The sequence below is a fragment of the Sulfurospirillum arcachonense DSM 9755 genome (genome assembly GCF_000597725.1).
Lineage (GTDB): Bacteria > Campylobacterota > Campylobacteria > Campylobacterales > Sulfurospirillaceae > Sulfurospirillum_A > Sulfurospirillum_A arcachonense.
This window is the reverse complement of record NZ_JFBL01000013.1, coordinates 35,224-55,770: the sequence shown is the minus strand read 5'-3', so window position 1 is coordinate 55,770 and position 20,547 is coordinate 35,224. Positions and strand designations below refer to the sequence as shown.

The 20,547-nt window shown below is 30.8% G+C and carries 21 protein-coding genes; 16 read left to right on the top strand and 5 right to left on the bottom strand.

The annotated features are described in order from the left end of the window. The first annotated feature begins 21 nt into the window (after window positions 1–21). From K354_RS0110560 to K354_RS0110530, 7 genes are all read left to right on the top strand, one after another. Window positions 22–777, top strand: coding sequence for a flagellin (locus tag K354_RS0110560; RefSeq protein WP_024955468.1), 756 nt, complete (start codon window positions 22–24; stop codon window positions 775–777). 4 nt (window positions 778–781) lie between these two features. Beyond that, complete coding sequence (locus K354_RS0110555; protein WP_024955467.1) at window positions 782–1,363, top strand: class I SAM-dependent methyltransferase; 582 nt, start codon at window positions 782–784, stop codon at window positions 1,361–1,363. Continuing rightward, window positions 1,360–2,130 carry an alpha/beta hydrolase gene (locus K354_RS0110550; protein WP_024955466.1) on the top strand — a complete coding sequence of 257 codons (771 nt, stop codon included), beginning with the start codon at window positions 1,360–1,362 and terminating at the stop codon, window positions 2,128–2,130. Before K354_RS0110555 ends, K354_RS0110550 begins: the two co-directional genes overlap by 4 nt. 19 nt (window positions 2,131–2,149) lie before the next feature. Next, window positions 2,150–2,584 (top strand): deoxycytidylate deaminase, encoded by a 435-nt coding sequence (locus K354_RS0110545; RefSeq protein ID WP_024955465.1) that lies wholly within the window; start codon window positions 2,150–2,152, stop codon window positions 2,582–2,584. A gap of 95 nt (window positions 2,585–2,679) precedes the next feature. After that, on the top strand, window positions 2,680–3,129 hold the full coding sequence (gene accB / locus K354_RS0110540; RefSeq protein WP_024955464.1) for an acetyl-CoA carboxylase biotin carboxyl carrier protein: 450 nt from the start codon (window positions 2,680–2,682) through the stop codon (window positions 3,127–3,129). Between the two features lie 2 nt (window positions 3,130–3,131). Continuing rightward, the gene (locus K354_RS0110535; protein ID WP_024955463.1) at window positions 3,132–4,463 is read left to right on the top strand and encodes an acetyl-CoA carboxylase biotin carboxylase subunit; all 1,332 of its coding nucleotides are present in this window, start codon (window positions 3,132–3,134) and stop codon (window positions 4,461–4,463) included. A 93-nt stretch (window positions 4,464–4,556) separates the two neighbouring features. Beyond that, complete coding sequence (locus K354_RS0110530; RefSeq protein ID WP_024955462.1) at window positions 4,557–5,228, top strand: hypothetical protein; 672 nt, start codon at window positions 4,557–4,559, stop codon at window positions 5,226–5,228. Here the strand turns inward: K354_RS0110530 and K354_RS0110525 are convergent. After that, window positions 5,225–6,067 carry a peptidylprolyl isomerase gene (locus tag K354_RS0110525; protein WP_024955461.1) on the bottom strand — a complete coding sequence of 281 codons (843 nt, stop codon included), beginning with the start codon at window positions 6,065–6,067 and terminating at the stop codon, window positions 5,225–5,227. The genes K354_RS0110530 and K354_RS0110525 overlap by 4 nt on opposite strands. A gap of 192 nt (window positions 6,068–6,259) precedes the next feature. Between K354_RS0110525 and gltX the strand changes: the two genes are divergently transcribed. The 4 genes from gltX (at window position 6,260) to upp (ending at window position 10,409) form a co-directional block, all read left to right on the top strand. Further along, complete coding sequence (gltX, locus tag K354_RS0110520) at window positions 6,260–7,663, top strand: glutamate--tRNA ligase (protein WP_024955460.1); 1,404 nt, start codon at window positions 6,260–6,262, stop codon at window positions 7,661–7,663. Further along, window positions 7,656–8,936 carry a malic enzyme-like NAD(P)-binding protein gene (locus K354_RS0110515; protein ID WP_024955459.1) on the top strand — a complete coding sequence of 427 codons (1,281 nt, stop codon included), beginning with the start codon at window positions 7,656–7,658 and terminating at the stop codon, window positions 8,934–8,936. Before gltX ends, K354_RS0110515 begins: the two co-directional genes overlap by 8 nt. 121 nt (window positions 8,937–9,057) lie before the next feature. Further along, complete coding sequence (locus tag K354_RS0110510; protein ID WP_024955458.1) at window positions 9,058–9,699, top strand: adenylate kinase; 642 nt, start codon at window positions 9,058–9,060, stop codon at window positions 9,697–9,699. Between the two features lie 86 nt (window positions 9,700–9,785). Then, entirely contained in the window at window positions 9,786–10,409 is a 624-nt protein-coding gene (gene upp / locus K354_RS0110505; RefSeq protein ID WP_024955457.1) for a uracil phosphoribosyltransferase, read from the top strand. 31 nt (window positions 10,410–10,440) lie between these two features. Here upp and K354_RS0110500 read toward each other — a convergent pair whose 3' ends face one another. Genes K354_RS0110500 through K354_RS0110485 form a run of 4 tightly spaced genes read right to left on the bottom strand, consistent with a single transcriptional unit; the run spans window position 10,441 to window position 16,364 of the window. Further along, window positions 10,441–11,043 (bottom strand): class I SAM-dependent DNA methyltransferase, encoded by a 603-nt coding sequence (locus K354_RS0110500; RefSeq protein WP_024955456.1) that lies wholly within the window; start codon window positions 11,041–11,043, stop codon window positions 10,441–10,443. 15 nt (window positions 11,044–11,058) lie between these two features. Beyond that, window positions 11,059–14,235: an NAD-glutamate dehydrogenase domain-containing protein gene (locus K354_RS0110495; RefSeq protein WP_024955455.1), complete on the bottom strand. Its 3,177-nt coding sequence runs from the start codon at window positions 14,233–14,235 to the stop codon at window positions 11,059–11,061. A 57-nt stretch (window positions 14,236–14,292) separates the two neighbouring features. Then, window positions 14,293–15,654 carry an NADP-specific glutamate dehydrogenase gene (gdhA, locus tag K354_RS0110490; protein ID WP_024955454.1) on the bottom strand — a complete coding sequence of 454 codons (1,362 nt, stop codon included), beginning with the start codon at window positions 15,652–15,654 and terminating at the stop codon, window positions 14,293–14,295. A 38-nt stretch (window positions 15,655–15,692) separates the two neighbouring features. After that, complete coding sequence (locus tag K354_RS0110485; protein ID WP_024955453.1) at window positions 15,693–16,364, bottom strand: MqnA/MqnD/SBP family protein; 672 nt, start codon at window positions 16,362–16,364, stop codon at window positions 15,693–15,695. Between the two features lie 103 nt (window positions 16,365–16,467). Between K354_RS0110485 and K354_RS0110480 the strand changes: the two genes are divergently transcribed. From K354_RS0110480 to K354_RS0110460, 5 genes are read left to right on the top strand one after another with little or no spacing between them, the layout of a single operon-like run. Further along, window positions 16,468–17,508 (top strand): threonine aldolase family protein, encoded by a 1,041-nt coding sequence (locus K354_RS0110480; protein ID WP_024955452.1) that lies wholly within the window; start codon window positions 16,468–16,470, stop codon window positions 17,506–17,508. A gap of 4 nt (window positions 17,509–17,512) precedes the next feature. Further along, window positions 17,513–17,734, top strand: coding sequence for a MoaD/ThiS family protein (locus K354_RS0110475; protein WP_024955451.1), 222 nt, complete (start codon window positions 17,513–17,515; stop codon window positions 17,732–17,734). 4 nt (window positions 17,735–17,738) lie between these two features. Next, a complete protein-coding gene (locus K354_RS0110470; protein ID WP_024955450.1) occupies window positions 17,739–18,176 on the top strand; it encodes a molybdopterin synthase catalytic subunit in 438 nt (145 codons plus the stop codon). Continuing rightward, the gene (locus K354_RS0110465) at window positions 18,173–19,393 is read left to right on the top strand and encodes a molybdopterin molybdotransferase MoeA (protein WP_024955449.1); all 1,221 of its coding nucleotides are present in this window, start codon (window positions 18,173–18,175) and stop codon (window positions 19,391–19,393) included. Before K354_RS0110470 ends, K354_RS0110465 begins: the two co-directional genes overlap by 4 nt. Then, window positions 19,390–20,544, top strand: a complete 1,155-nt coding sequence (locus K354_RS0110460) for a Bcr/CflA family efflux MFS transporter (protein ID WP_084607364.1) — start codon at window positions 19,390–19,392, stop codon at window positions 20,542–20,544. Before K354_RS0110465 ends, K354_RS0110460 begins: the two co-directional genes overlap by 4 nt. The last annotated feature ends 3 nt before the right edge of the window (window positions 20,545–20,547 follow it).

Genomic DNA, 20,547 nt, shown 5'->3' with positions numbered 1-20,547 from the left:
ATTGTTCATAAGGAGTATGAGATGAATATAGGTAATAGTTTTAATTCAGCATCAACAAATTATATAAATCAAAATAAAACGAATACTGAGGAGACTCTTTCTAAAATAGGAGCAGTACGAGAACTTAGTGGTAAAGATAGTGCAAATTTAATTAGTGCCGATGCTTTATCTTTACAGATTTCGACACTTACTCAGGGTATTCAAAACTCCAATGAAGCTGTAGGTGTTTTGCAAATAGCAGACGCAGCTCTTTCAAATATTTCACAAAACACAAGTAAACTTAATGAACTTTCTGTTAAAAGTAATAATGCAGCATTAAATAGTTCACAAAAAGAGATGATACAAGAAGAATTTAACGCAACTAAAGATGCGATACAAGATATAGTAGATAATACTTCGTATAATGGTAAATCTTTATTTAATGAATCTTTGAGCTTTGAAACAGGTTCAGGTACAATTACTATACCTTCTTTAAGTGTAGATGGATTGGATAGTGTGTCTATGAGTGAGCAAGAAAGTATAGAAGATTTTGCCAATGCAATTAGCTCTTTACAATCAGATGTTGGGTCTTCTTCACAAGAATTTGGGGTAAGTATTGCAAATTCGTTATCAGCTGTTTCTAATTTGACAAATTCTTATGAAAATATTTCAGAAGAGCCAATAGACACCAAAATAAATGATTTAGAAAAAAACCAAATAAAATTAGAAAGCTCTATCATAGCTCAAAATCATGAAACACAAACTTTACAACAAAGAGTTTCAGCACTATTAGTTTAAAGTTTTGAAAAATTCAGAGTTTTATTTAAATGCATATGAAAAGTATGGCATATCTGCTCGTGGATTAAATTGGAATTCTGATGCTTCTCAAAAAATTCGTTTTGAAGTTATTACTTACTTTATACAAAATGAACTATCAAGTTGTAGTGTAGTAGATGCAGGATGTGGTTTTGCAGATTTGTATCTTTTTTGGGAAGAAAAAGGATTAAGGCCCAAAAGTTATATAGGTATTGACTCAGTACAAAATTCTATTAATATTTCTAAAAAAAGATTGAAAAAATTTCCAAGTTGTAGCTTTACATGTAGAGATATTTTAAAAGATGAATTATATCTTGCTGATTGGTACATAGCAAGTGGAAGTTTAAATGTCTTAAGTGATTTTGATACGTGGCTTTTTTTAGAGAAGATACTTTCTTACTCTAAAAAAGGAATTATTTTTAATATCCTTAAAGGAGAAAAGAAAAGTGAAACTTTTAATTACCAAAATAGAGAAAATATAATTCAATTTGCTAAAGAGAAAGATTTAAAAATAAGAGTTATAGAAGATTATCTAAAAAATGATATGAGTATAGAGATAAGAAAATGATAACACTTATATCAGTTTTAATAATTGTCTATTTAGCAAGTATTGGCTATTTGTACATAACACAAGATTCAAAAGTTTTTAATACGAAGGCTATAGAAGAGGAGAAATCTTTTGAGCTAGAAAATGTAAAAAAAATAACTTTTGAAGTAGAAAATGGAATTGTTTTAGATGGCGTTTATAAAACTTCACAAAAAAAAGATGCACCACTTCTTATATATTTTGGAGGAAATGCAGATGATGCAACAAGGTTTTTGTTACATGTGAAGAATTTAGATGATTATGAAATAGTAAGTTTTAACTATAGAGGTTTTGTAAAAAGCGGAGGGAAACCTAGTCAAAAAGCTCTTTATAATGATGCTTTAAAAATTTATGATAAATATGCAAAAGAAAAAAAAGTCATAGCTGTTGGAAGGAGTTTAGGTACGGGTGTAGCTGTTTATCTTGCTTCTAAAAGAGAAGTAAAAGGGACTGTTTTAATCACTCCATATAACTCTATTGCATCAATTGCAAAAAGAAAATATCCGATATTTCCTATTCATAGATTATTAAAACATAAATTTGAAGCAGATAAGCATATTTTGTATGTCAAAGAACCTGTTTGTTTGATTGAAGTAAAAGATGATAAAATAATATCTAAATATCATTTTGATAGGTTAAAAGAGAAAATTCCAAATTTAGGTTTACATGTAGAGTTAGAAGATACAACTCATGGAAGAGTTTTAACACATCCTGAGTTTGAAAATGTTTTAAAACAGATAATTCCGTAATTTAAAGGGTAAAGAGAGTATGTTAAGTGATAGAAATTTTATAAATATTGCTCATGAGATAGCGACTGCTAGCAAATGCATATCTAAGCAAGTAGGAGCAGTAATAGTTAAGAATGGAAGAATTTTAAGTACAGGTTATAATGGCACACCAGCTGGGTATACAAACTGCTGTGAGCATTGGGATAATGAGTACACAAGTGAGCATCATGAGTGGAGTAAAACTTACGAAATCCATGCAGAGATGAATGCACTCATATGGGCAGCCAGAGAGGGAATAAGTATAAAAGATGCGACGATATATGTGACACTTGAGCCATGTAGTGATTGTAGTAAAAATATTATTGCAAGTGGTATAAAAAGAATAGTTTATGATAAATCATACGAACATACAAATTCTGATGTTATTACAAGATTTATCAAGGACAATGGTGTTGTGATAGAGCAAATTAAGTGAGTTAGACTAAGAGTCAGTTCGTTTTAAGTAGTTTTATATGGGTAAAATAGTAAAATATAAAGAATTTTTGTATAAAAAATAATGAGGAAACATATATGACAAATAGAGAAATAAAAGATTTAATGCGTTTTTTTGACAACAGTGAAATTTCAAAAGTAAAAATCAAAGATGGTGAATTTTCAATAGAATTACAAAAGGGTTTTGAATCATGTTCATCTGTAGCTGCACCAGTAGTACAAACAATAGCTGCTCCTGCTGCGCCAGTAGCACAAACAGTAGAAACATCATCAGCTGAAGCTGTTAGTGGAGATGCTATTAAATCACCAATGGTTGGAACATTTTATAAAGCACCAGCTCCTGGAGCAGATGCATTTGTAAAAGTAGGAACTGTTGTGAAAAAAGGTCAAACGGTTGGTATTATAGAAGCTATGAAAATTATGAATGAAATAGAAGCAGAATTTGACTGTAGAATTATAGAAGTTCTTTTAGATGATGGACAACCTGTTGAATATGATATGCCACTATTTGCCGTAGAGAAAGTTTAAAAATGTCTATTGAAAAAATACTTGTTGCCAATAGAGGAGAGATAGCCCTTCGTGCAATAAGAACAATAAAAGAGATGGGTAAAATTGCTGTAGCAGTTTATTCAAAAGCGGATAAAGATGCTTTGTACCTTCAATATGCAGATGCTAGTATTTGTATAGGTGAAGCAAAATCAGCTGATAGTTATTTAAGTATTCCAGCTATTATTAGTGCGGCTGAAATAAGTGGTTGCGATGCTATTTTTCCAGGATATGGTTTTTTGAGTGAAAACCAAAGTTTTGTAGAAATTTGTGGTCATCACAATATAAAATTTATTGGCCCATCAGTTGATGCTATGGTTTTAATGAGTGATAAATCAAAAGCAAAAGAAGTAATGAAAAAAGCCGGAGTTCCTGTTATTGAAGGAAGTGAAGGTGCACTTGAAAATGTAGCTGAAGCTAAAGTACTTGCAAAAAAAATCGGTTATCCAGTTATTGTTAAAGCAAGTGCTGGTGGCGGTGGTCGTGGTATGCGTGTTGTTGAGAGAGAAGAAGATATGGAAGTTTCTTTTTTAGCAGCAGAAAGTGAATCTGCAACGGCATTTGGTGATGGTACTTTATACCTTGAAAAATTTATAAAAGATCCTCGTCATATTGAAGTTCAAGTTATAGGTGATGCTCATGGTAATGCTATCCATATTGGAGAGCGTGATTGTTCATTACAACGTCGTCATCAAAAGCTTATCGAAGAGTCACCTGCTGTGGCACTTGATGAAAAAACAAGAGCAAATTTACATGCAGTTGCAGTCAAAGCTACAAAATACTTAGGGTATGAGAATGCGGGTACATTTGAATTTTTACTTGATGCTGATAAAAATTTTTATTTTATGGAAATGAATACTAGACTTCAAGTGGAACATTGTGTAAGTGAGATGGTAAGTGGCATAGATATAATTGAACTTATGATAAGAGTAGCTGAAGGTGAAAAACTTCCAGAGCAAAGTGAGATTCAATTTAATGGGCATTCTATAGAGTGTAGAATTACTGCAGAAGATCCTGTGAAGTTTATTCCTAGTCCTGGTAAAGTTACTAAGTATATCGCTCCTGGTGGACGCAATGTTCGTATGGATTCACATTTATATCAAGGCTATATTGTTCCATCTACTTATGACTCGATGATAGGAAAACTTATTGTTTGGGGAGAAGATAGAACTAAGGCAATTGCTAAGATGAAAAATTCTCTAAGTGAATTACAAATAGAGGGAATTAAAACAGTAACAGACTTTCATCTTAAAATGATGGATAATGTAGATTTTATAGAAAATAATTTCGATACGAATTACCTATCAAAATATTAATTAGTTTTAGATCTTCATAGTTTATGAAACTTTGATATAATAAGTTGAGCTTGGATTTTTTCAAGCTCACAAACATTCAAAAGGGAGGTAAAAATGAAAATTAATGGAAGTTCTGCAAACAGTATAAATTTTATAGAACAAAAAAAATCAAATACCTCTTATTTAAAGACAGCAAACAATACGCTAAAAGAACCAATTGATACGTTTGAAGCCAAAACAGTATTTGCAACAAATTTATTAGAATCAAATGAGTCAGTAGGCATACTACAAACGGCTGAGTATTCTATAAAAAAACTTAAAAATAACAATGAAGAGTTACAAAAGCTTACAGAAAAATATGAATACTTTAAATCTCAAAAATCAGAATTAAATGAAAAATTTGAAGAAATAACGATAAATATGTTAGATATTGTAGATAATACAACATTTAAAGATACACAGCTTTTTTATACAACACATACTTTTAATTCTGGAAATTCAGAATTTAGTTTAGCTTTACCAAATGAGTATGGGATTGAAGACTTTAGCATAGATAATAGAGATGAATTAAACACTTTTAGCAATAAACTAGAAGAACTTACTACAAAAATATCTAGCATAAAACAGAATATAGAAGTTGCACATTTCAATCAGGTAGCAGCTTTAAATGAACATAGTCCACTTTTGAGTCAAATAGAAAATACAATATTAAATAAAGATGATATTCAGGGGGCTCATGATGTAAGCTCCCTGAAAGATAAACTCTCTTTTTTGTTAGACGATTAAGCTGGAGATCTTACAACTTTAATACTTGCAGAAGACTTCATTTTTTCAAAGTATTCATCGATGACTTGCTTTTCTTGTTGTTTAGAAAGCATATTATATATTGAATTTTTCACTTGCTCAAAAGGAAGTACAGTTAAATCCTTTTTTTCTTTAATATAAAACATTGTAGGGATATTTTCTACAGTTAATATATGAGTAAATAACCCTTCTCTTGTATCGTTTAGTACAGCATTTAGCTTATTGTTTAAAATATTTGAAGTTAGTATTTTATTTTCAATTTTTACACTTTCAGGTTGTAGCATTGGATTTTTTTGAATTGCTTTTAAATCATTTGCATTTTGTGAAGTATAAATGTTAACACTAAAACTATTTGCGACTTTAAATTTGCTTGGATTTTTTTTATAAAAATCGTTCAGTTCATTCTCTTCTATAGCTTTTAGTTTCTCTTTGAATATACGACCATATAACTTTTCTTGTTTAATTTTAGTTTTTACATCTTGTTTATAATCATCTATATTGATGTTTTTTGATTTTAGCATATTTAAAAATTCATATTGACTAAGCCCATTTTTGTTAGCCAAGTTTTCTATAAACTGGTCTATTTCAAATATATCTGCATCAATATTTAATTTTTTAATTTGAGAATTTTCTAGTTTTTGTCTTACTAAAACATTCAAAGCTTCTTTTTTTGAGATTTTGTATTGTTCTGAGTATTTATACACTTCATAGAGCGTAATTGGTTCGTTGTTAATAATAACAGAAACACCAGTTATGATTCCAGAAAAGCCCAATGTTACACAAACAGATGCGCTTAAAAAAAGACGAGAGATAATGTTCACTAATAATCCTTTGTTAAGTAAAAAATTTATATAATAGATATAACCTAACTGTCAATCATAACATTATTTTTAGAAATTTAAATTTAAATTTAAATATAGTTCAAAAAAAATAATGTTTAAGTTATTTCATAGTAACTAATTGATACATAACTTTGACATAAGTAGTACAAATTACTCAAGGAAAATTAAATTATGGTAGTAACACGTTTTGCACCTTCTCCAACAGGATATTTACACATTGGAGGTCTTAGAACAGCACTGTATAGTTATTTATGGGCAAAAAGAAAAGGTGGAAAATTCCTTTTAAGAATAGAAGATACAGATTTAAAAAGAAACTCCCAAGAAGCAACAGAGGCAATTGTTGAAGCTTTTAAATGGGTTGGATTGAGTCATGATGGTGAAGTATTTTACCAATCAAAAAGATTTGATATATACAAAAAGTATGTACAACAACTTTTAGATGAAGGAAAAGCATACTATTGTTATATGAGTTCAGAAGAAAAAAATGAATTGTATGAAAAGCAAAAAGCAAATAAACAAAGAACAAAATATGATGGTAGATACAGAGATTTTGAAGGTACTCCTCCTGAAGGTGTAGAACCAGTTGTTCGTATTAAATCACCATTAAGTGGAGAGATAAGTTTTATTGATGGTATTAAAGGTGAGATAAAATTTAATGTTGAAGATATCTTAGATGACTTTGTAATTGCTAGAGGCGATGGGACGCCACTATATAATTTTGTTGTTGCTATAGATGATGCTTTAATGGGTGTTACTGAAGTTATACGTGGAGATGATCATATCTCAAATACACCAAAACAGATAGTAGTTTATAAAGCACTTGGTTTTGACATCCCAAAATTTTATCATGTTCCAATGATACTTAATCCTAGTGGCAAAAAACTTTCTAAAAGAGATGGTGCTATGGATGTTATGGAATACAAAAAAGATGGTTTTTTACCAGAAGCACTTTTAAATTTTCTTATTCGTTTAGGTTGGAGTCATGGAGATCAAGAACTTTTTTCTTTTGAAGAGATGAGTGAGCTATTTGATCCAAATGATATTAATAAATCAGCTTCAGCGTATAATGCAGAAAAACTTTTATGGATAAATTCGCAGTATATTAAAACAGCAAGTACACAAAGGCTAGTAGAAGTTTTAAAAGATTATGATTTAGACTTAAGTGGGTTTGAAAAAACGGAAGAACTTTTAGGTTTATTAAGAGATAGAGCAAAAGATATGAATGAATTAAAACAGATGATAAGCTCAATCATAAATAAACCAACACAGTATGAACAAAAGGCAGTTGATAAGTTTTTAAAAGGTGATGCACTAGATATTTTAGAAGCATTTAATAAAGAGTTAAAATCTAAAGGTGAAGTTACTTTAACAGATGAGTTCAAAGAAGTAGCTAATAACTTTTTAGAGAGTAAAGGGCTAAAGTTAAAACATTTAGCACAGCCCATAAGAATTGCAATAGTGGGAAGTGCGGTTAGTCCATCTGTGTTTGATGTTTTAAGCATAGTGGGTTACAATGAAGTTGTTCAAAGAATTGACAATCTAATAAAAAATCAAAAAGGATTAGAGCGTGAGTAATAGTATTAAAGTTACAAAAGAAGAGTCATTAGAGTACCATATCAATGGTAAAATTGGTATTGAAGTTACAAAGCCTTGTGTAACAGCAAGAGACTTATCTATGGCATATACGCCAGGTGTTGCTTATCCATGTAGAGATATTTCAGCAGATCCTGAATTGGCGTATAAATATACAAATAAAGGTAACTTAGTAGCTGTTATCACTGATTCAACAGCAGTTCTTGGTCTTGGAGATATTGGAGCAGTTGCTGGAAAACCTGTTATGGAAGGAAAATCTGTACTTTTTAAAGCATTTGCTAATGTCGATGCATTTGATATAGAACTTGATGAAAAAGATCCGGAAAAGATTATAGAAATTTGTAGAGCTATGGCTCCAACTTTTGGTGGAATTAATCTAGAAGATATTAAAGCTCCAAAATGTTTTGAAATTGAAGAAAAATTACAAGAGTTAGTAGACATTCCTGTTATGCATGATGATCAACATGGAACAGCTATGATAACAACAGCAGCGATTATTAATGCTTTAGAGCTTAGTGGTAAAGATGTTGAAAGCATGAAGATCGTTGTATCTGGAGCTGGGGCTGCAGGAATTGCATGTGCTAAAATGTATAGACTTTTAGGTATTAAAAATATCGTTATGCTTGACTCAAGAGGGATAATTCATAGTGGAAGAGATGATTTAAATAAATACAAACAACAATTTGCAATTGATACTAATGATAGAACTTTAGATGATGCAATGAAAGGTGCAGATATGTTTCTAGGTCTTTCTGCTCCTGGTATTGTTTCAAAAGAGATGGTAGCTGCAATGAATCCAGATCCGATTATATTTGCTCTTTCAAATCCAATTCCAGAAGTTCTTCCAGAACTTGTTAAAGAAGTAAGAGATGATGTTATGATGGGAACAGGAAGAAGTGATTATCCAAACCAAGTAAATAATGTTTTAGGTTTTCCTTTTATTTTTAGAGGAGCCTTAGATGTTAGAGCAACTAAAGTAACGGAAGGTATGAAAATGGCTGCGGCTCGTGCACTTGCTGAACTTGCAAAAAAAGATGTACCTAATTATGTTAAAGATGCTTATGGTGGAGAAGATTTAACATTTGGTCATGAATATATTATTCCAAAACCATTTGATAGAAGAGTTTTACCAGAAGTAAGTACAGCTGTGGCAAAAGCTGCTATTGAAGATGGTGTTGCTAGAGTGAGTGATAGTTTTAATATAGATGCATATCGTTCAAAACTTGAAGCGCAAATCGCTCTAGAAAATAGATAAATAAAAATGCAAGATGGATTAGGTCCATCTTGCAAACTTTCTTTTTTTAACTTCCCTCTCTCAACTATTATTAACAACAATTCTTGTATATTACGTTTTAAAAACTAAGGAGATAACTCTCATGAATCTTATGGTATTTGGAGCACCTGGCGCTGGAAAAGGCACACAGGCTAAATTTTTAATAGAAAAATATAATATTCCACAAATTTCTACAGGTGATATATTAAGAGCAGCAATTAGCGAACAAACTGATATGGGAATGGAAGCTAAAAAATTTATGGATGAGGGAAAATTAGTACCTGATTCTACAATCATAGGAATTATCAAAGATAGATTAGCTCAAGATGATTGTAAATCTGGCTTTATTCTTGATGGTTTTCCAAGAACTCTACCACAAGCAGAAGCTTTAAAAACATTAATGGATGATATGAAAATTTCTTTAGATAAGGTAATTTCGTTAAATGTTCCTGATGAGTTAATTGTTGGAAGAATAACTGGCCGTCGTGTGTGTCCTGGTTGTGGAGCATCTTTTCATGTAGAGTTTAATCCTTCAAAAATTAAAGATGTTTGTGATTACTGTGGAGATAAACTTGTTATTAGAAAAGATGATAATGCAGAAACTGTCAAAAGTAGACTAGGAGCTTATCATGCACAAACAGCACCTCTCATAGAATTTTATACAAATATGGGTGTAATGGTAGAATTAGATGGAACTAAAGATGTTTCAGAAGTAACAAAAGATATGTTTAACTCTCTAAGTTAATATATAAGACTAGCTTCGTAGATATTTACGGGGAATTTTTAAGATTTGTTTCTTAAAAAATGGACAATAAAAAAGATAGGATAGTAATGAAAAATGTAAGCGTAATTAATCACCCTTTGATAGAGCATAAACTTTCAATATTAAGAGATGAAAAAACAGATCCTTTTCATTTTAGACTTTTAGTAGATGAGATTTCGTATCTTATGCTTTTTGAAGCAACAAGAGATTTACCTCTTAAAGATGTGAGTGTTAAAACTCCAGTAGCAGTTGCAAATGCAAAAAAGTTAGATACAAAATTGATGATTTGCCCAATACTAAGAGCAGCTCTTGGAATGTTAGATGGGATTTTTAAACTTATTCCTGATGCAAGTGTTGGATTTTTGGGATTTCAAAGAAATGAAGAGACGCTAGAGCCAGAATTTTATTATGCAAAACTTCCTGAAGATCATAAAGAGAGAACAGCAATCATTATTGATCCTATGTTTGCAACAGGTGGAACAGCGATAGATGCTGTAGATTTTTTGAAAGCAAAAGGTGTAACAGATATTAGATTTTTAGCAATAGTTGCTGCACCAGAAGGAATAGAAAAGTTTTCAAAAGCTCATCCTGATGTACAAGTTTATATTGCAGCAGTTGATGAAAAATTAAATGAAAATGGTTATATAGTACCTGGTCTTGGAGATGCAGGGGACAGAGTTTTTAATACATAAAAAGTAAAGAGGGATTTTCCCTCTTTAGCTTTTATTTTGTTCCTGTTAATAAAAATATAGGGTATTTCCCATAAGGTTTTACTGCAATACTTACTGTTTTTATTTTCAAATTTTTAAATCCAGCATTGTGTGCATACTGAAGAAATTTTTCTTTTTCAAAACCAAAATGGTACACACCAGTATCTTCTGTATGAAAAGAACCGTCTTCTGGTTCTAAATCAGCAATTGCAATACTTGCTTCATCATTTAACATTGAATAAAACTTAGAAAATAGAGCCTGAACATCTTCAATATGGTGTATTGTCATAGAGGAAATGATTCCATCAAACTTTTTATTGATTTTTTGATGGCTTAAATTTATGTTTAACATTTCTATTTCACAGTCTAATTGAGGTATTTTATCTTTCATCTTTTTATTCATTGTTTCAGAAATGTCAATAGTAGTAATCTTTTTGACATACGGAGCAATTTGAGATGTAAGAAGGCCAGTACCAGAGCCAAAATCTACAATAGAGCTATTTTTTGTATAAGCGATATCTTGTAGTATTGCATTAGCAATATTGTTTACATTATCAACTCGTTCAAACTCTTTTTCATAAATTTCTGATTTTTCATTAAAATAATCTTTTGTCATTAGTATCCTTTTAATTTAAATTAGCAGTAGATAATTTACTACAACAGCAAGTGAAGAGATTGGTGTTTCTTCACTTTTATTAATTTTTTCTATCATTTCATTATAGTATTCAAAATCAAGACCTTTTTCACTAAGATAATTGTTTACTATATTTTCAGTTGTTTCGTTTTTTCTTTTAAAATGGATCATTTTTTTGGTTACTAAAATCATCATCATCTCTACAATTTTTTGTAATTGAGTTTTGAGTAATTGATCTGTTTCATTTGAAATTTCTACTTTTTCAATTTTTTCTAAAAGAGTTGCAATGTAGAGTTTATCCATGATAAAATAAAATATTTCTGCAATTTCGATGAAATTTATATCAGTACTTTTTTTAATATGAATAATCGCTGTTGCAAGCTTTAGATAATCTAATGTAGAAAAGAATTTGCAGATTGATGAAGAAGTATCTATAGGACAAGATTTATGAAATTGCATATCAGTGATTACTTTTTCGATAGTACTCTTATATCCAAGTATAGTAGAAAAGCTAATTTCATTTTCTCGTAAACTTTGTAAAATCCATTGAGTATTATAATCTATGGCATTTTCAATATCCATGAGCATTTTGTATTGTTCTTTTATAGGAGTTTTAAAATCATCTCTATAGATTTCAAACCTTACATCATTTGCACAAAAAAGTTCATTACTTATAAGGTAAGCTTTTATTTTTAGTAAAAACTTTTCTTCTCCCAATTTATTTAAATCTGCTATAAAAGTAGAACCATAAAAGTTAATAATTTTATTGGCCAAGATAACAGAAACAATTTCTTTTTTCAATGGATGGTCTTTTATCTGATCTTCATAAGCAGAAACAAATGGTTTTGGAAAGTATTTGTAAGCAAATTTTTCAAAACTCATATCATCTGTTATCATAGAACTTTTTTTTAGAAGTTTTTGAAGTAAAATTTTTGAGTATAGAGTAAGTATTGATAAAATAGGCCTTATGATTGCTCCATTGTCTCTTGTAACTTTATGTAAATCAACATTTTTGGGTATTTCAAAATCAAATCTATTAAAATACTCTAAATGACCCTCTAATGTTTCAATAACTTTTTTAAAAGGAAGTAAATCTTCACGTGAACGAAGTTCATCTAATGAAATAGAGATGGCTTGTAGATAGTTACTCCATAAAACATTATCAACAACATAAGAGCTTAAAGATTTCAAGCTTTCATTTTTAGTATCTTCACTTAAAATCCCTTTTTCAACAATTTTATTTAGAAGAACTTTTAAATTTACTTCATGGTCACTTGTGTTCACTCCTGCTGCATTATCTATACTATCTAAATTAAGTTTACCACCATTTTGTGCATATTCTATTCTTGCTTTTTGAGTAAGTCCTAGATTTCCACCTTCACAAATACAAAAGGCATTTATCTCATTGGCATCTAGTCTTAGAGCCTCATTTTCTTTATCACCAACTTCAATATTGCTTTCACTACTTGCTTTAAAATATGTACCAACTCCACCATTGTAAATCATATCTACATGTAAAGTGAGTAAAGATTTAGCTAGTTCTTCAGCATTAAGGATTTTTTTTGTAGTTTTGAGCAATTTTTTAATTTCAGGGCTTAATACAATCTCTTTTTCACTTCTTTTAAATACACCACCACCCTTTGAAATTTTCTTTTTATCGTAGTTAGACCATTTTCCATTTTTAGAACTAAAGAGTTTGAGTCTCTCTTCATAAGAAACTAATGGATCAGGATTTGGATCAATAAAGATTTCATTGTGACTGATTGCAGCAATGAGTTTAAATTGTTTACTTTCTATCATTCCATTGCCAAAAACATCACCATTCATAGAACCAATGCCTACTATAGTAATGGGTGTTTCATAAAAATTTATACCTTTTTCTATAAAAAAACGTTCACTTGAACGCAAAGATCCGCGAGCAGTAATGCCTAGTTTTTTGTGGTGGTATCCATTGCTCCCTCCACTAGCAAAAGCATCTTTTAACCAAAAATCTCTTTGAATTGAGATGCTATTTGCAATATCACTCATACTAGAAGTCCCTTTATCAGCAGCGACTACAAAATAAGGATCATCATCATCGTAGCATATAATGTCACTATTTTTAACTATCTCACCATTTTTATAATTATCAACTAAATCCAATAGACCATTGATAAATTCTTTATAATAGTGTTCAAATTGTTCAGGGGATAATTCTTCTTTGTGTTTGTATATTATAAAACCACCTTTTGCACCTTCAGGGATTATTACAGCATTTTTACTCTCTTGTGCTGCCATGAGTGATTTAATCTCAGATCTAAAATCTTCATACCTGTCACTCCATCTGATACCACCTCGACTGACTTTGCCCATGCGTAAATGAATCCCATTGAACTCTTGGTGAAACACAAACATTTCTATATTGGGTTGCATTCCTTTTAAGTATTGTTTTATAGATTTAGTATCTACTTTAAAAGCTATTGTTTCTTTGTCTAAAAAAAATGTAGTTCTTGTTATATTTTTTAGTATTTCAAAAAAGAGTTTAAGTATTTTATCTTCTGTAATGTTATCTACTTTTTTTATTTCTTCTAATATTCTCTCTTTGCAATTGTTGAGTTTATGTGTTCTACTAGTGACAGATTTTTCAAATTTTAGATTAAAATATTCTAAAAACAGTCCAGATATATTGGAAAATTTCACTATAGTTTTTGTTATTTTTGAGTTGTTAAAAGCGATTACTAATTGGTCCTCATAGTTAATAAGTGCTTTAAAGAGTAAAATACCTCTTAAACAAAAATCTTCTTTATATACAAGTTCAAAAAGTCTACTCCCAAAATTTAGTTTACCATCTATTGATGAACTTATAATTTCTAAAATATTGTTTTTACTATCTAAAAACATTTTGTTATCATCTACTCTTATGTTAAATTTATTAATGTAGATTTGTTCATTATTATGCATGGTTGTATAAGATAATTCATCGATGACATCAAATTTAAAATTATGAAAAATAGGAATAATTTGTGTAAGAGTGAGTTTGTTTTTTGAGTATATTTTAATAATAGGATTTGGACTAGTAAATAGATCAATTACACTATCTTGAAGAGATAACCTTTTTACAATATCATCATTTATAATTAAATCATCTTGGGTTAAAATTTGTGAGCAAGCAGTGCTCAAGTCTTGGGAAACCATAATTTCTCCTTTATAAAATTTCCCCTTTTTAAGGGGAAATTTATTAAGAAGTTGTTTTTACACAGCTCCTTGGTCTATCATAGAATCTGCAACTTTTCTAAAGCCAGCAATATTGGCTCCTTTCATTAAGTTACCTTCATCTTCGAATTCTTTTGAGGTATCATAAGAAAGATCAAAAATAGATTTCATAATAGATCTTAGTTTATCATCAACTTCTGCAAATGTCCATTTTTGCATACTTGCATTTTGGCTCATCTCTAATTGACTTGTTGCAACACCACCAGCATTAGCTGCTTTTCCAGGAGCATACATAATACCATTTGCTTGCATGTAATCAATTGCTTCAGGAGTTGAAGGCATATTTGCCCCTTCACATACTAACTTACAACCATTTTTATGAAGATTTTTAATATCTTCTAGATTTAATTCATTTTGAGTTGCACTTGGGAATGCTACATCACAAGGAACAGCCCATACAGCATTTGTTCCTTCAGGATAACTATGAACTGGAAGATATGTTGCATGTTTATGAATAAGACAATACTCATCTATTGATTGTCTATTTATCTCTTTTATAAGTTTTAATGAGTCCAAATCAATGCCATTTTTATCATAAATCATACCACGTGAATCACTACATGTTACAGGAGTAGCTCCCATATCATAAAGTTTTTGTATAGTGTAAATTGCAACATTACCAGAGCCAGATACAGTAGCAATTTTTCCTTTAAGAGAGTCATCTTGTTTATTTAAAACATTTTCAGCAAAATAGACTGAGCCAAAACCAGTAGCTTCTGTTCTTGTCAAAGATCCACCCCAGTTAACGCCTTTACCAGTTAGAATACCTTCAAAATTACCAGTAAGTCTTTTGTATTCCCCAAACATATAACCAATTTCACGGCCACCAACACCAATGTCTCCAGCTGGTACGTCTCTTGTCTCACCAATATGTTTTGAGAGTTCAATCATAAATGATTGACAAAATCTCATAATTTCTCCATCACTTTTCCCCTTAGGGTCAAAGTTGCTACCACCTTTACCACCACCAATAGAAAGACCTGTTAGTGAGTTTTTAAAAATTTGCTCAAAACCTAAAAATTTTATAATTCCTAAATTTACACTAGGGTGAAAACGAAGACCACCTTTATATGGTCCGATTGCTGAGTTAAATTGTACCCGGTATCCAATATTTGTTTGGATTTTTCCGGCATCATCCATCCAGACTACTCGAAATAAAATTTGCCTTTCAGGGATTACAATTCTTTCTAAAATATTATAATTATCATATTTAGGTTCAGCTAATAAAATAGGTTCTAATGTCCCAAGAACTTCTTCTACTGCTTGATAAAATTCTGTTTGACCTGGAGTACTTTGCATGGTCGACTTCATTACTTTGTCAATATAACTTTGAACTGACATTGTGTATTTCCTTCTATTATTTACACTTTATGTGTAATTTAAATATTTTCTCGAGAAAGTTTTTCTTTTTTAAAAAAAAGATTCAATCCTCGCCTCTCTTTCTCCCCTATTTTGTAACTAATAAGCTTAAGATACTTCAAGATTTCTTGTGGAGGTATCTGACGCTCATGTGCATATTTTTTTAATATGTACTGAGGTATTCTAATACGTTTGTTTTTAAAGTTATCTGATATTTTTTTATAAATACTAAAATGTTTATTAATACTAAGCCTAGCGAATACAAAAGGTAACGAATATCTATTATGCCACTCGTGTGCTAAGTCTATATAATCTTGGGGTGATTCTAGATATAATTTTAGTGCTTTATCTCCTATATAGACTTCACCATTTATTTTTAAGACTTTAGCTAAAGCATTTGAGCTTGCAGAGTGTGGGTCGTTTGAACTTAATGTTCCTTTTTTTACCAGTACACTCGTAACTTGTTTTTTAGCAACTATGCCTAAAGGTAAGGTTTTAATAGATTTTCTATTTGATTCTATACTAGAGATAAAAGCTCCATCTACTCTACGACTTCGAAATTGTTTGTTTATATGAGAAGGATAAGACTTTTTATATTCACAAGATTTTTTAAGTGCATTTGTAAGAGAGGATTGTTTTAAATAAATATGGAAAGGCAGCAAGTTTATATAGTCGATTTTACCAAATATCATTATGTTTTTTTACTCTTTTTTTAAAAATTAAATGATTATATCACTAAGCAACTTAAACTTATTTTGCTATAATCTTCTCAATTTATGTAGAGGAGGAGAGAATTTGGAAGACACTAATTTAGAACAATTTGCAAGCGATAATTACTCGGGAATTTGTCCGGAGGTTTTAGAAGCTATGATACAAGCAAATTCAGGAACTGCTCCTGGTTATGGTGATGATATTTATACAGCCAAAGCATCTGAAAAAATAAGAGAAATTTTTGAATGTGATTGTGAAGTATTTTTTGTATTTAATGGAACAGCAGCAAATGCACTCTCTTTGGCTTCAATGTGTCAATCATACCATAGTGTGATTTGTCATGAATTAGCCCATATAGAGACTGATGAGTGTGGAGCACCAGAGTTTGCTTCAAATGGCTCAAAATTACTTTTAGCAGATGGGGGCAATGGAAAACTCAATCCAACAAGTATTGAAGAGTTGGCAACAAAAAGAGTTGATATTCATTACCCAAAACCAAAAGTTATAAGCCTTACTCAATCAAACGAAGTGGGTGTTGTGTATTCAATACAAGAGATAAAAGCTATCAAAAAGATAGCAAATAAACATAACTTAAAAATTCATATGGATGGAGCAAGGATTGCAAATGCACTTGTGACTTTAGGTTGTACACCTGCAGAGATGACATGGAAAGCTGGTATTGATGTTCTTAGTTTTGGTGGCACCAAAAATGGTATGGCTTTTGGAGAAGCTGTAGTTATTTTTGATAAAAACTTGGCTGAGGATTTTGAATATAGAGTAAAACAAGCAGGACAATTAGCTTCTAAAATGAGATTTATTTCATCACAATGGTTAGGACTTTTAGAAAATGATGTATGGCTTAAAAATGCAAAATATGCAAATGATATGGCTTTATATTTTGCATCACAATTAGAAGATGTAAAAGGGGTTAGTTTAGTATTTCCTGTACATGCAAATGAAGTATTTTTAAAACTAAAATCAGAAGTAGAAGTAGAACTTAAAAAACGTGGCTGGATGTCTTATGCTTTTATAGGAAGAGCAAATAGATTTGTTTTTTCTTGGAATTCAAGTAAAGAACGCATAGATGAATTAGTAAAAGATATTAAAGAGATAATTCAAGGATAACGATATGGCAAAAATAGAATTTTTAGGACCTTTAAATAGAGAGTCAATAGAGGTTGACATTAGTTCTTTAAATGATTTAAAAGAGATGTTTAAAGATGATACTGAGTTAGTAGAGTGGTTAGAAATTTGTGCTGTTGCAGTAAATGATGCACTAGTTTGCTCACTCGATACTAAAATAGAATCAAACGATAAGATATCACTTTTACCACCTGTTTGCGGAGGTTAAGTCTATGTTAGAATTACATGATGGACCTTTACATGTAGAAGAGATAACAAATCGTTGGTTTAACGAGATGAGAGATAAAAACTATGGTGCATATATCCCTTTTATTGGTATTGTAAGAGATGAGCAAGGCATAAGTGGGCTGAGTTTTGACATATATGAGCCTATACTTAATAGCTGGTTTGAAACATGGCAAGAAAAAGCAAAAAAAGAGGGTGCCTATCTTCTTATGGCTCATTCTCGTGGAGATGTTCCAAATCATACAAGCTCTTATATATCAGCGGTGGTAAGTCCACAAAGAAAAGTTGCACTTAAATTCATCAATGATTTTGTAGAAGATTTTAAAGCTTCTGCTCCAATTTGGAAGTATGATTTGATTGATGGTAAAAGAGTTTATGCTAAAGAGAGAAGCACAGCACTAAAAGGTGCAGGATTATTAAAATGAATAAATTTAAAGATTACGATGAAACAATAGAAGATTTAATCGCCTCAGTAAAAGGCGTTGAAACTTTAGTAGAAAATGTTTTTTTAGCAGACACATTAGAGAGAGTTTTAGCAGAAGATATCGTTGCTAAAGAGAGTTCTCCTTTACATGTAACATCTTCAATGGATGGTTATGCTATTAGGTTTGAAGATCAAGAAAAGGGTGTTTTAAAGCTAGAAGATAGGGTTCCTGCTGGAACGGATATTAGTACAGTTGTAAGAAAAGGGACTTGTGTAAAGACTTTTACTGGCTCATTGATGAGTGAAGGAAGTGATACTTTAATCCCTATTGAGAATGTAGAAGTAAATGGTGATGAGGTTAAAATAATAACTCCTGTAGCATTTGGTTCTTTCATAAGGCCTATTGGAGAGAGTTATAAAGAGGGTGAAGTTCTTATCAAAAAAGGTTCTAAGATAGGTTTTGCAGAGATTGGTGTTATGGGAGAACTTAGTTTCGTACAAGTTCCTGTTTATTGTGCTCCTAAAGTTGCTGTTATTGCAACAGGAAGTGAAATTCTTGATTTGGGTGAGCCAAAAACTAGTCCTGCTCAGATAAGAAGCTCAAACCATGTTACACTTGAAGCCATAGCAAAATCTTATGGTGCAAAAGTAAATAGAATAGGCGTAGTCCATGACGATAAAGAACTCATAAAAACAAAAATAGTCGAGTCTTTAAAACACAATGACATCGTTGTTACAACTGGTGGTGTAAGTGTTGGGGATTATGATTTTGTAAAAGATATTATTCAAGGTATGGATCCTGAGTATGTTGTAAACAGAGCTTATGTTAAACCAGGACGTCATATAAGAGTTGTAAAAATAGATTCAAAATATATAGTAGCACTTCCTGGATTTCCATATAGTGCAGCAGTTATGTGTTTTGTGTATATTTTACCTTTAATAAAAGCTATGCAAGGGCAAAACCCTGAAGCTAGATATATAGATGCGATTATAGAAGAAGAGTACAAAAAACGCTCACCTTATACAGAGTTTACCGCTTGTAATTTACTTATAAAAGATGGAAAGTTTTATGTAAATTTAGAAGGTAAAAAAAGAGGAAGTAGTGCAATCTTAAATAATATGTTAGATGGAAGTGCTTTACTACGTGTTGAGAGAGATACAAAAGTCATAAAAAAAGGTGAAAAAGTGAGAGTTTTACCAATGGGTAGGTTGTTATAAAAACGATAAATCATAAGCTGCTAATAGTTATATTAGCAGCATTATCTTCCGTAGCTCCGATTGCAACAGATACATATATCCCATCTATGTCTATGATTGCTTCATATTTTGATGTTGAAATAAATCTAGTGGAACTCTCTTTAACCATCTTTTTACTTGGTTTTGCATCAGGACAGTTTTTTGGAGGTCCTATCTCTGATAGTATCGGTAGGAAAAAAACTTCGCTCATTGGGTTGATTGGATTTTCACTTTTTTCTTATCTTATAGTTTTTAGCTCTTCTATTTATGAGCTGTGGATACTAAGACTTATGGAAGCTTTTTTTGGTGGTATGGTTGTGGTGAATGCAAATGCAACTGTGAGGGATTTGTTTGAAGGCAAAGAAGCTTCTAGAGTATTTACTCTCATTGGAACACTGAGCATGGTAGCACCATTGGTAGCTCCTGCAGTTGGATCTCTTTTAATACACTTTTTTACATGGAAAGCTATATTTGTTTTTTTAGGAACGTATGGGGTTTTTATTTTTGTAATGGTATTTATCAATATAAAAGAGACTTTTACATATGCAAAACAGAGTTTTTTTGAAGCATATAAAAATGTATTAACAAATAAAAAAGCAAGATCACTTATAATCGTTTTTCCTATTGTATTTTCTGGAATGTTTATTTTTATATCTAAGTCAGCTTTTGTTTATATAGAATATTTTGGAGTGAGTACTGATTGGTTTCCGTTCTTCTTTGGCTCAGATGTAATTTTTGTCATGATAATGGCAAGGTTAAATTTAAAACTTATAAAAAAGTATGAGACTCTTTCTATTGTTAAATTTGGTATTTTTATGCAACTTCTCATTGCTATTGCTCTGGTTATAGACTTAATCCATCCTACACTTTTAGTCATGTTTATTCTTCTAACAGCATATGTGAGTATGTTAGGAATTATATTTGGTAATCTTACCGCTTTAGTGTTAGAAAATTTTTCCAAAAATGCAGCAACGGCGACAGCTGTAGTAGGCGTTTTAAACTTTACTATAGGAGCAATTGTAGCTACTATAGTAAGTATGTTTCATGATGAAAGTTTAATATCTGTAGCAGTAGGGATATTTACCACAACAACCTTCTCTTATTTTCTAATATATAGGGTGAAAAAAAATTAGAAA

What these genes read in the sequence shown, in the direction of transcription:
- K354_RS0110560 (WP_024955468.1), top strand. Translation starts at nt 22, where the DNA reads ATGAATATAGGTAATAGTTTTAATTCAGCATCAACAAATTATATAAAT.
- K354_RS0110550 (WP_024955466.1), top strand. Translation starts at nt 1,360, where the DNA reads ATGATAACACTTATATCAGTTTTAATAATTGTCTATTTAGCAAGTATT.
- K354_RS0110545 (WP_024955465.1), top strand. Translation starts at nt 2,150, where the DNA reads ATGTTAAGTGATAGAAATTTTATAAATATTGCTCATGAGATAGCGACT.
- accB (WP_024955464.1), top strand. Translation starts at nt 2,680, where the DNA reads ATGACAAATAGAGAAATAAAAGATTTAATGCGTTTTTTTGACAACAGT.
- K354_RS0110535 (WP_024955463.1), top strand. Translation starts at nt 3,132, where the DNA reads ATGTCTATTGAAAAAATACTTGTTGCCAATAGAGGAGAGATAGCCCTT.
- K354_RS0110530 (WP_024955462.1), top strand. Translation starts at nt 4,557, where the DNA reads ATGAAAATTAATGGAAGTTCTGCAAACAGTATAAATTTTATAGAACAA.
- gltX (WP_024955460.1), top strand. Translation starts at nt 6,260, where the DNA reads ATGGTAGTAACACGTTTTGCACCTTCTCCAACAGGATATTTACACATT.
- K354_RS0110510 (WP_024955458.1), top strand. Translation starts at nt 9,058, where the DNA reads ATGAATCTTATGGTATTTGGAGCACCTGGCGCTGGAAAAGGCACACAG.
- upp (WP_024955457.1), top strand. Translation starts at nt 9,786, where the DNA reads ATGAAAAATGTAAGCGTAATTAATCACCCTTTGATAGAGCATAAACTT.
- K354_RS0110500 (WP_024955456.1), bottom strand. Translation starts at nt 11,043, where the DNA reads ATGACAAAAGATTATTTTAATGAAAAATCAGAAATTTATGAAAAAGAG.
- K354_RS0110495 (WP_024955455.1), bottom strand. Translation starts at nt 14,235, where the DNA reads ATGGTTTCCCAAGACTTGAGCACTGCTTGCTCACAAATTTTAACCCAA.
- gdhA (WP_024955454.1), bottom strand. Translation starts at nt 15,654, where the DNA reads ATGTCAGTTCAAAGTTATATTGACAAAGTAATGAAGTCGACCATGCAA.
- K354_RS0110485 (WP_024955453.1), bottom strand. Translation starts at nt 16,364, where the DNA reads ATGATATTTGGTAAAATCGACTATATAAACTTGCTGCCTTTCCATATT.
- K354_RS0110475 (WP_024955451.1), top strand. Translation starts at nt 17,513, where the DNA reads ATGGCAAAAATAGAATTTTTAGGACCTTTAAATAGAGAGTCAATAGAG.
- K354_RS0110470 (WP_024955450.1), top strand. Translation starts at nt 17,739, where the DNA reads ATGTTAGAATTACATGATGGACCTTTACATGTAGAAGAGATAACAAAT.
- K354_RS0110465 (WP_024955449.1), top strand. Translation starts at nt 18,173, where the DNA reads ATGAATAAATTTAAAGATTACGATGAAACAATAGAAGATTTAATCGCC.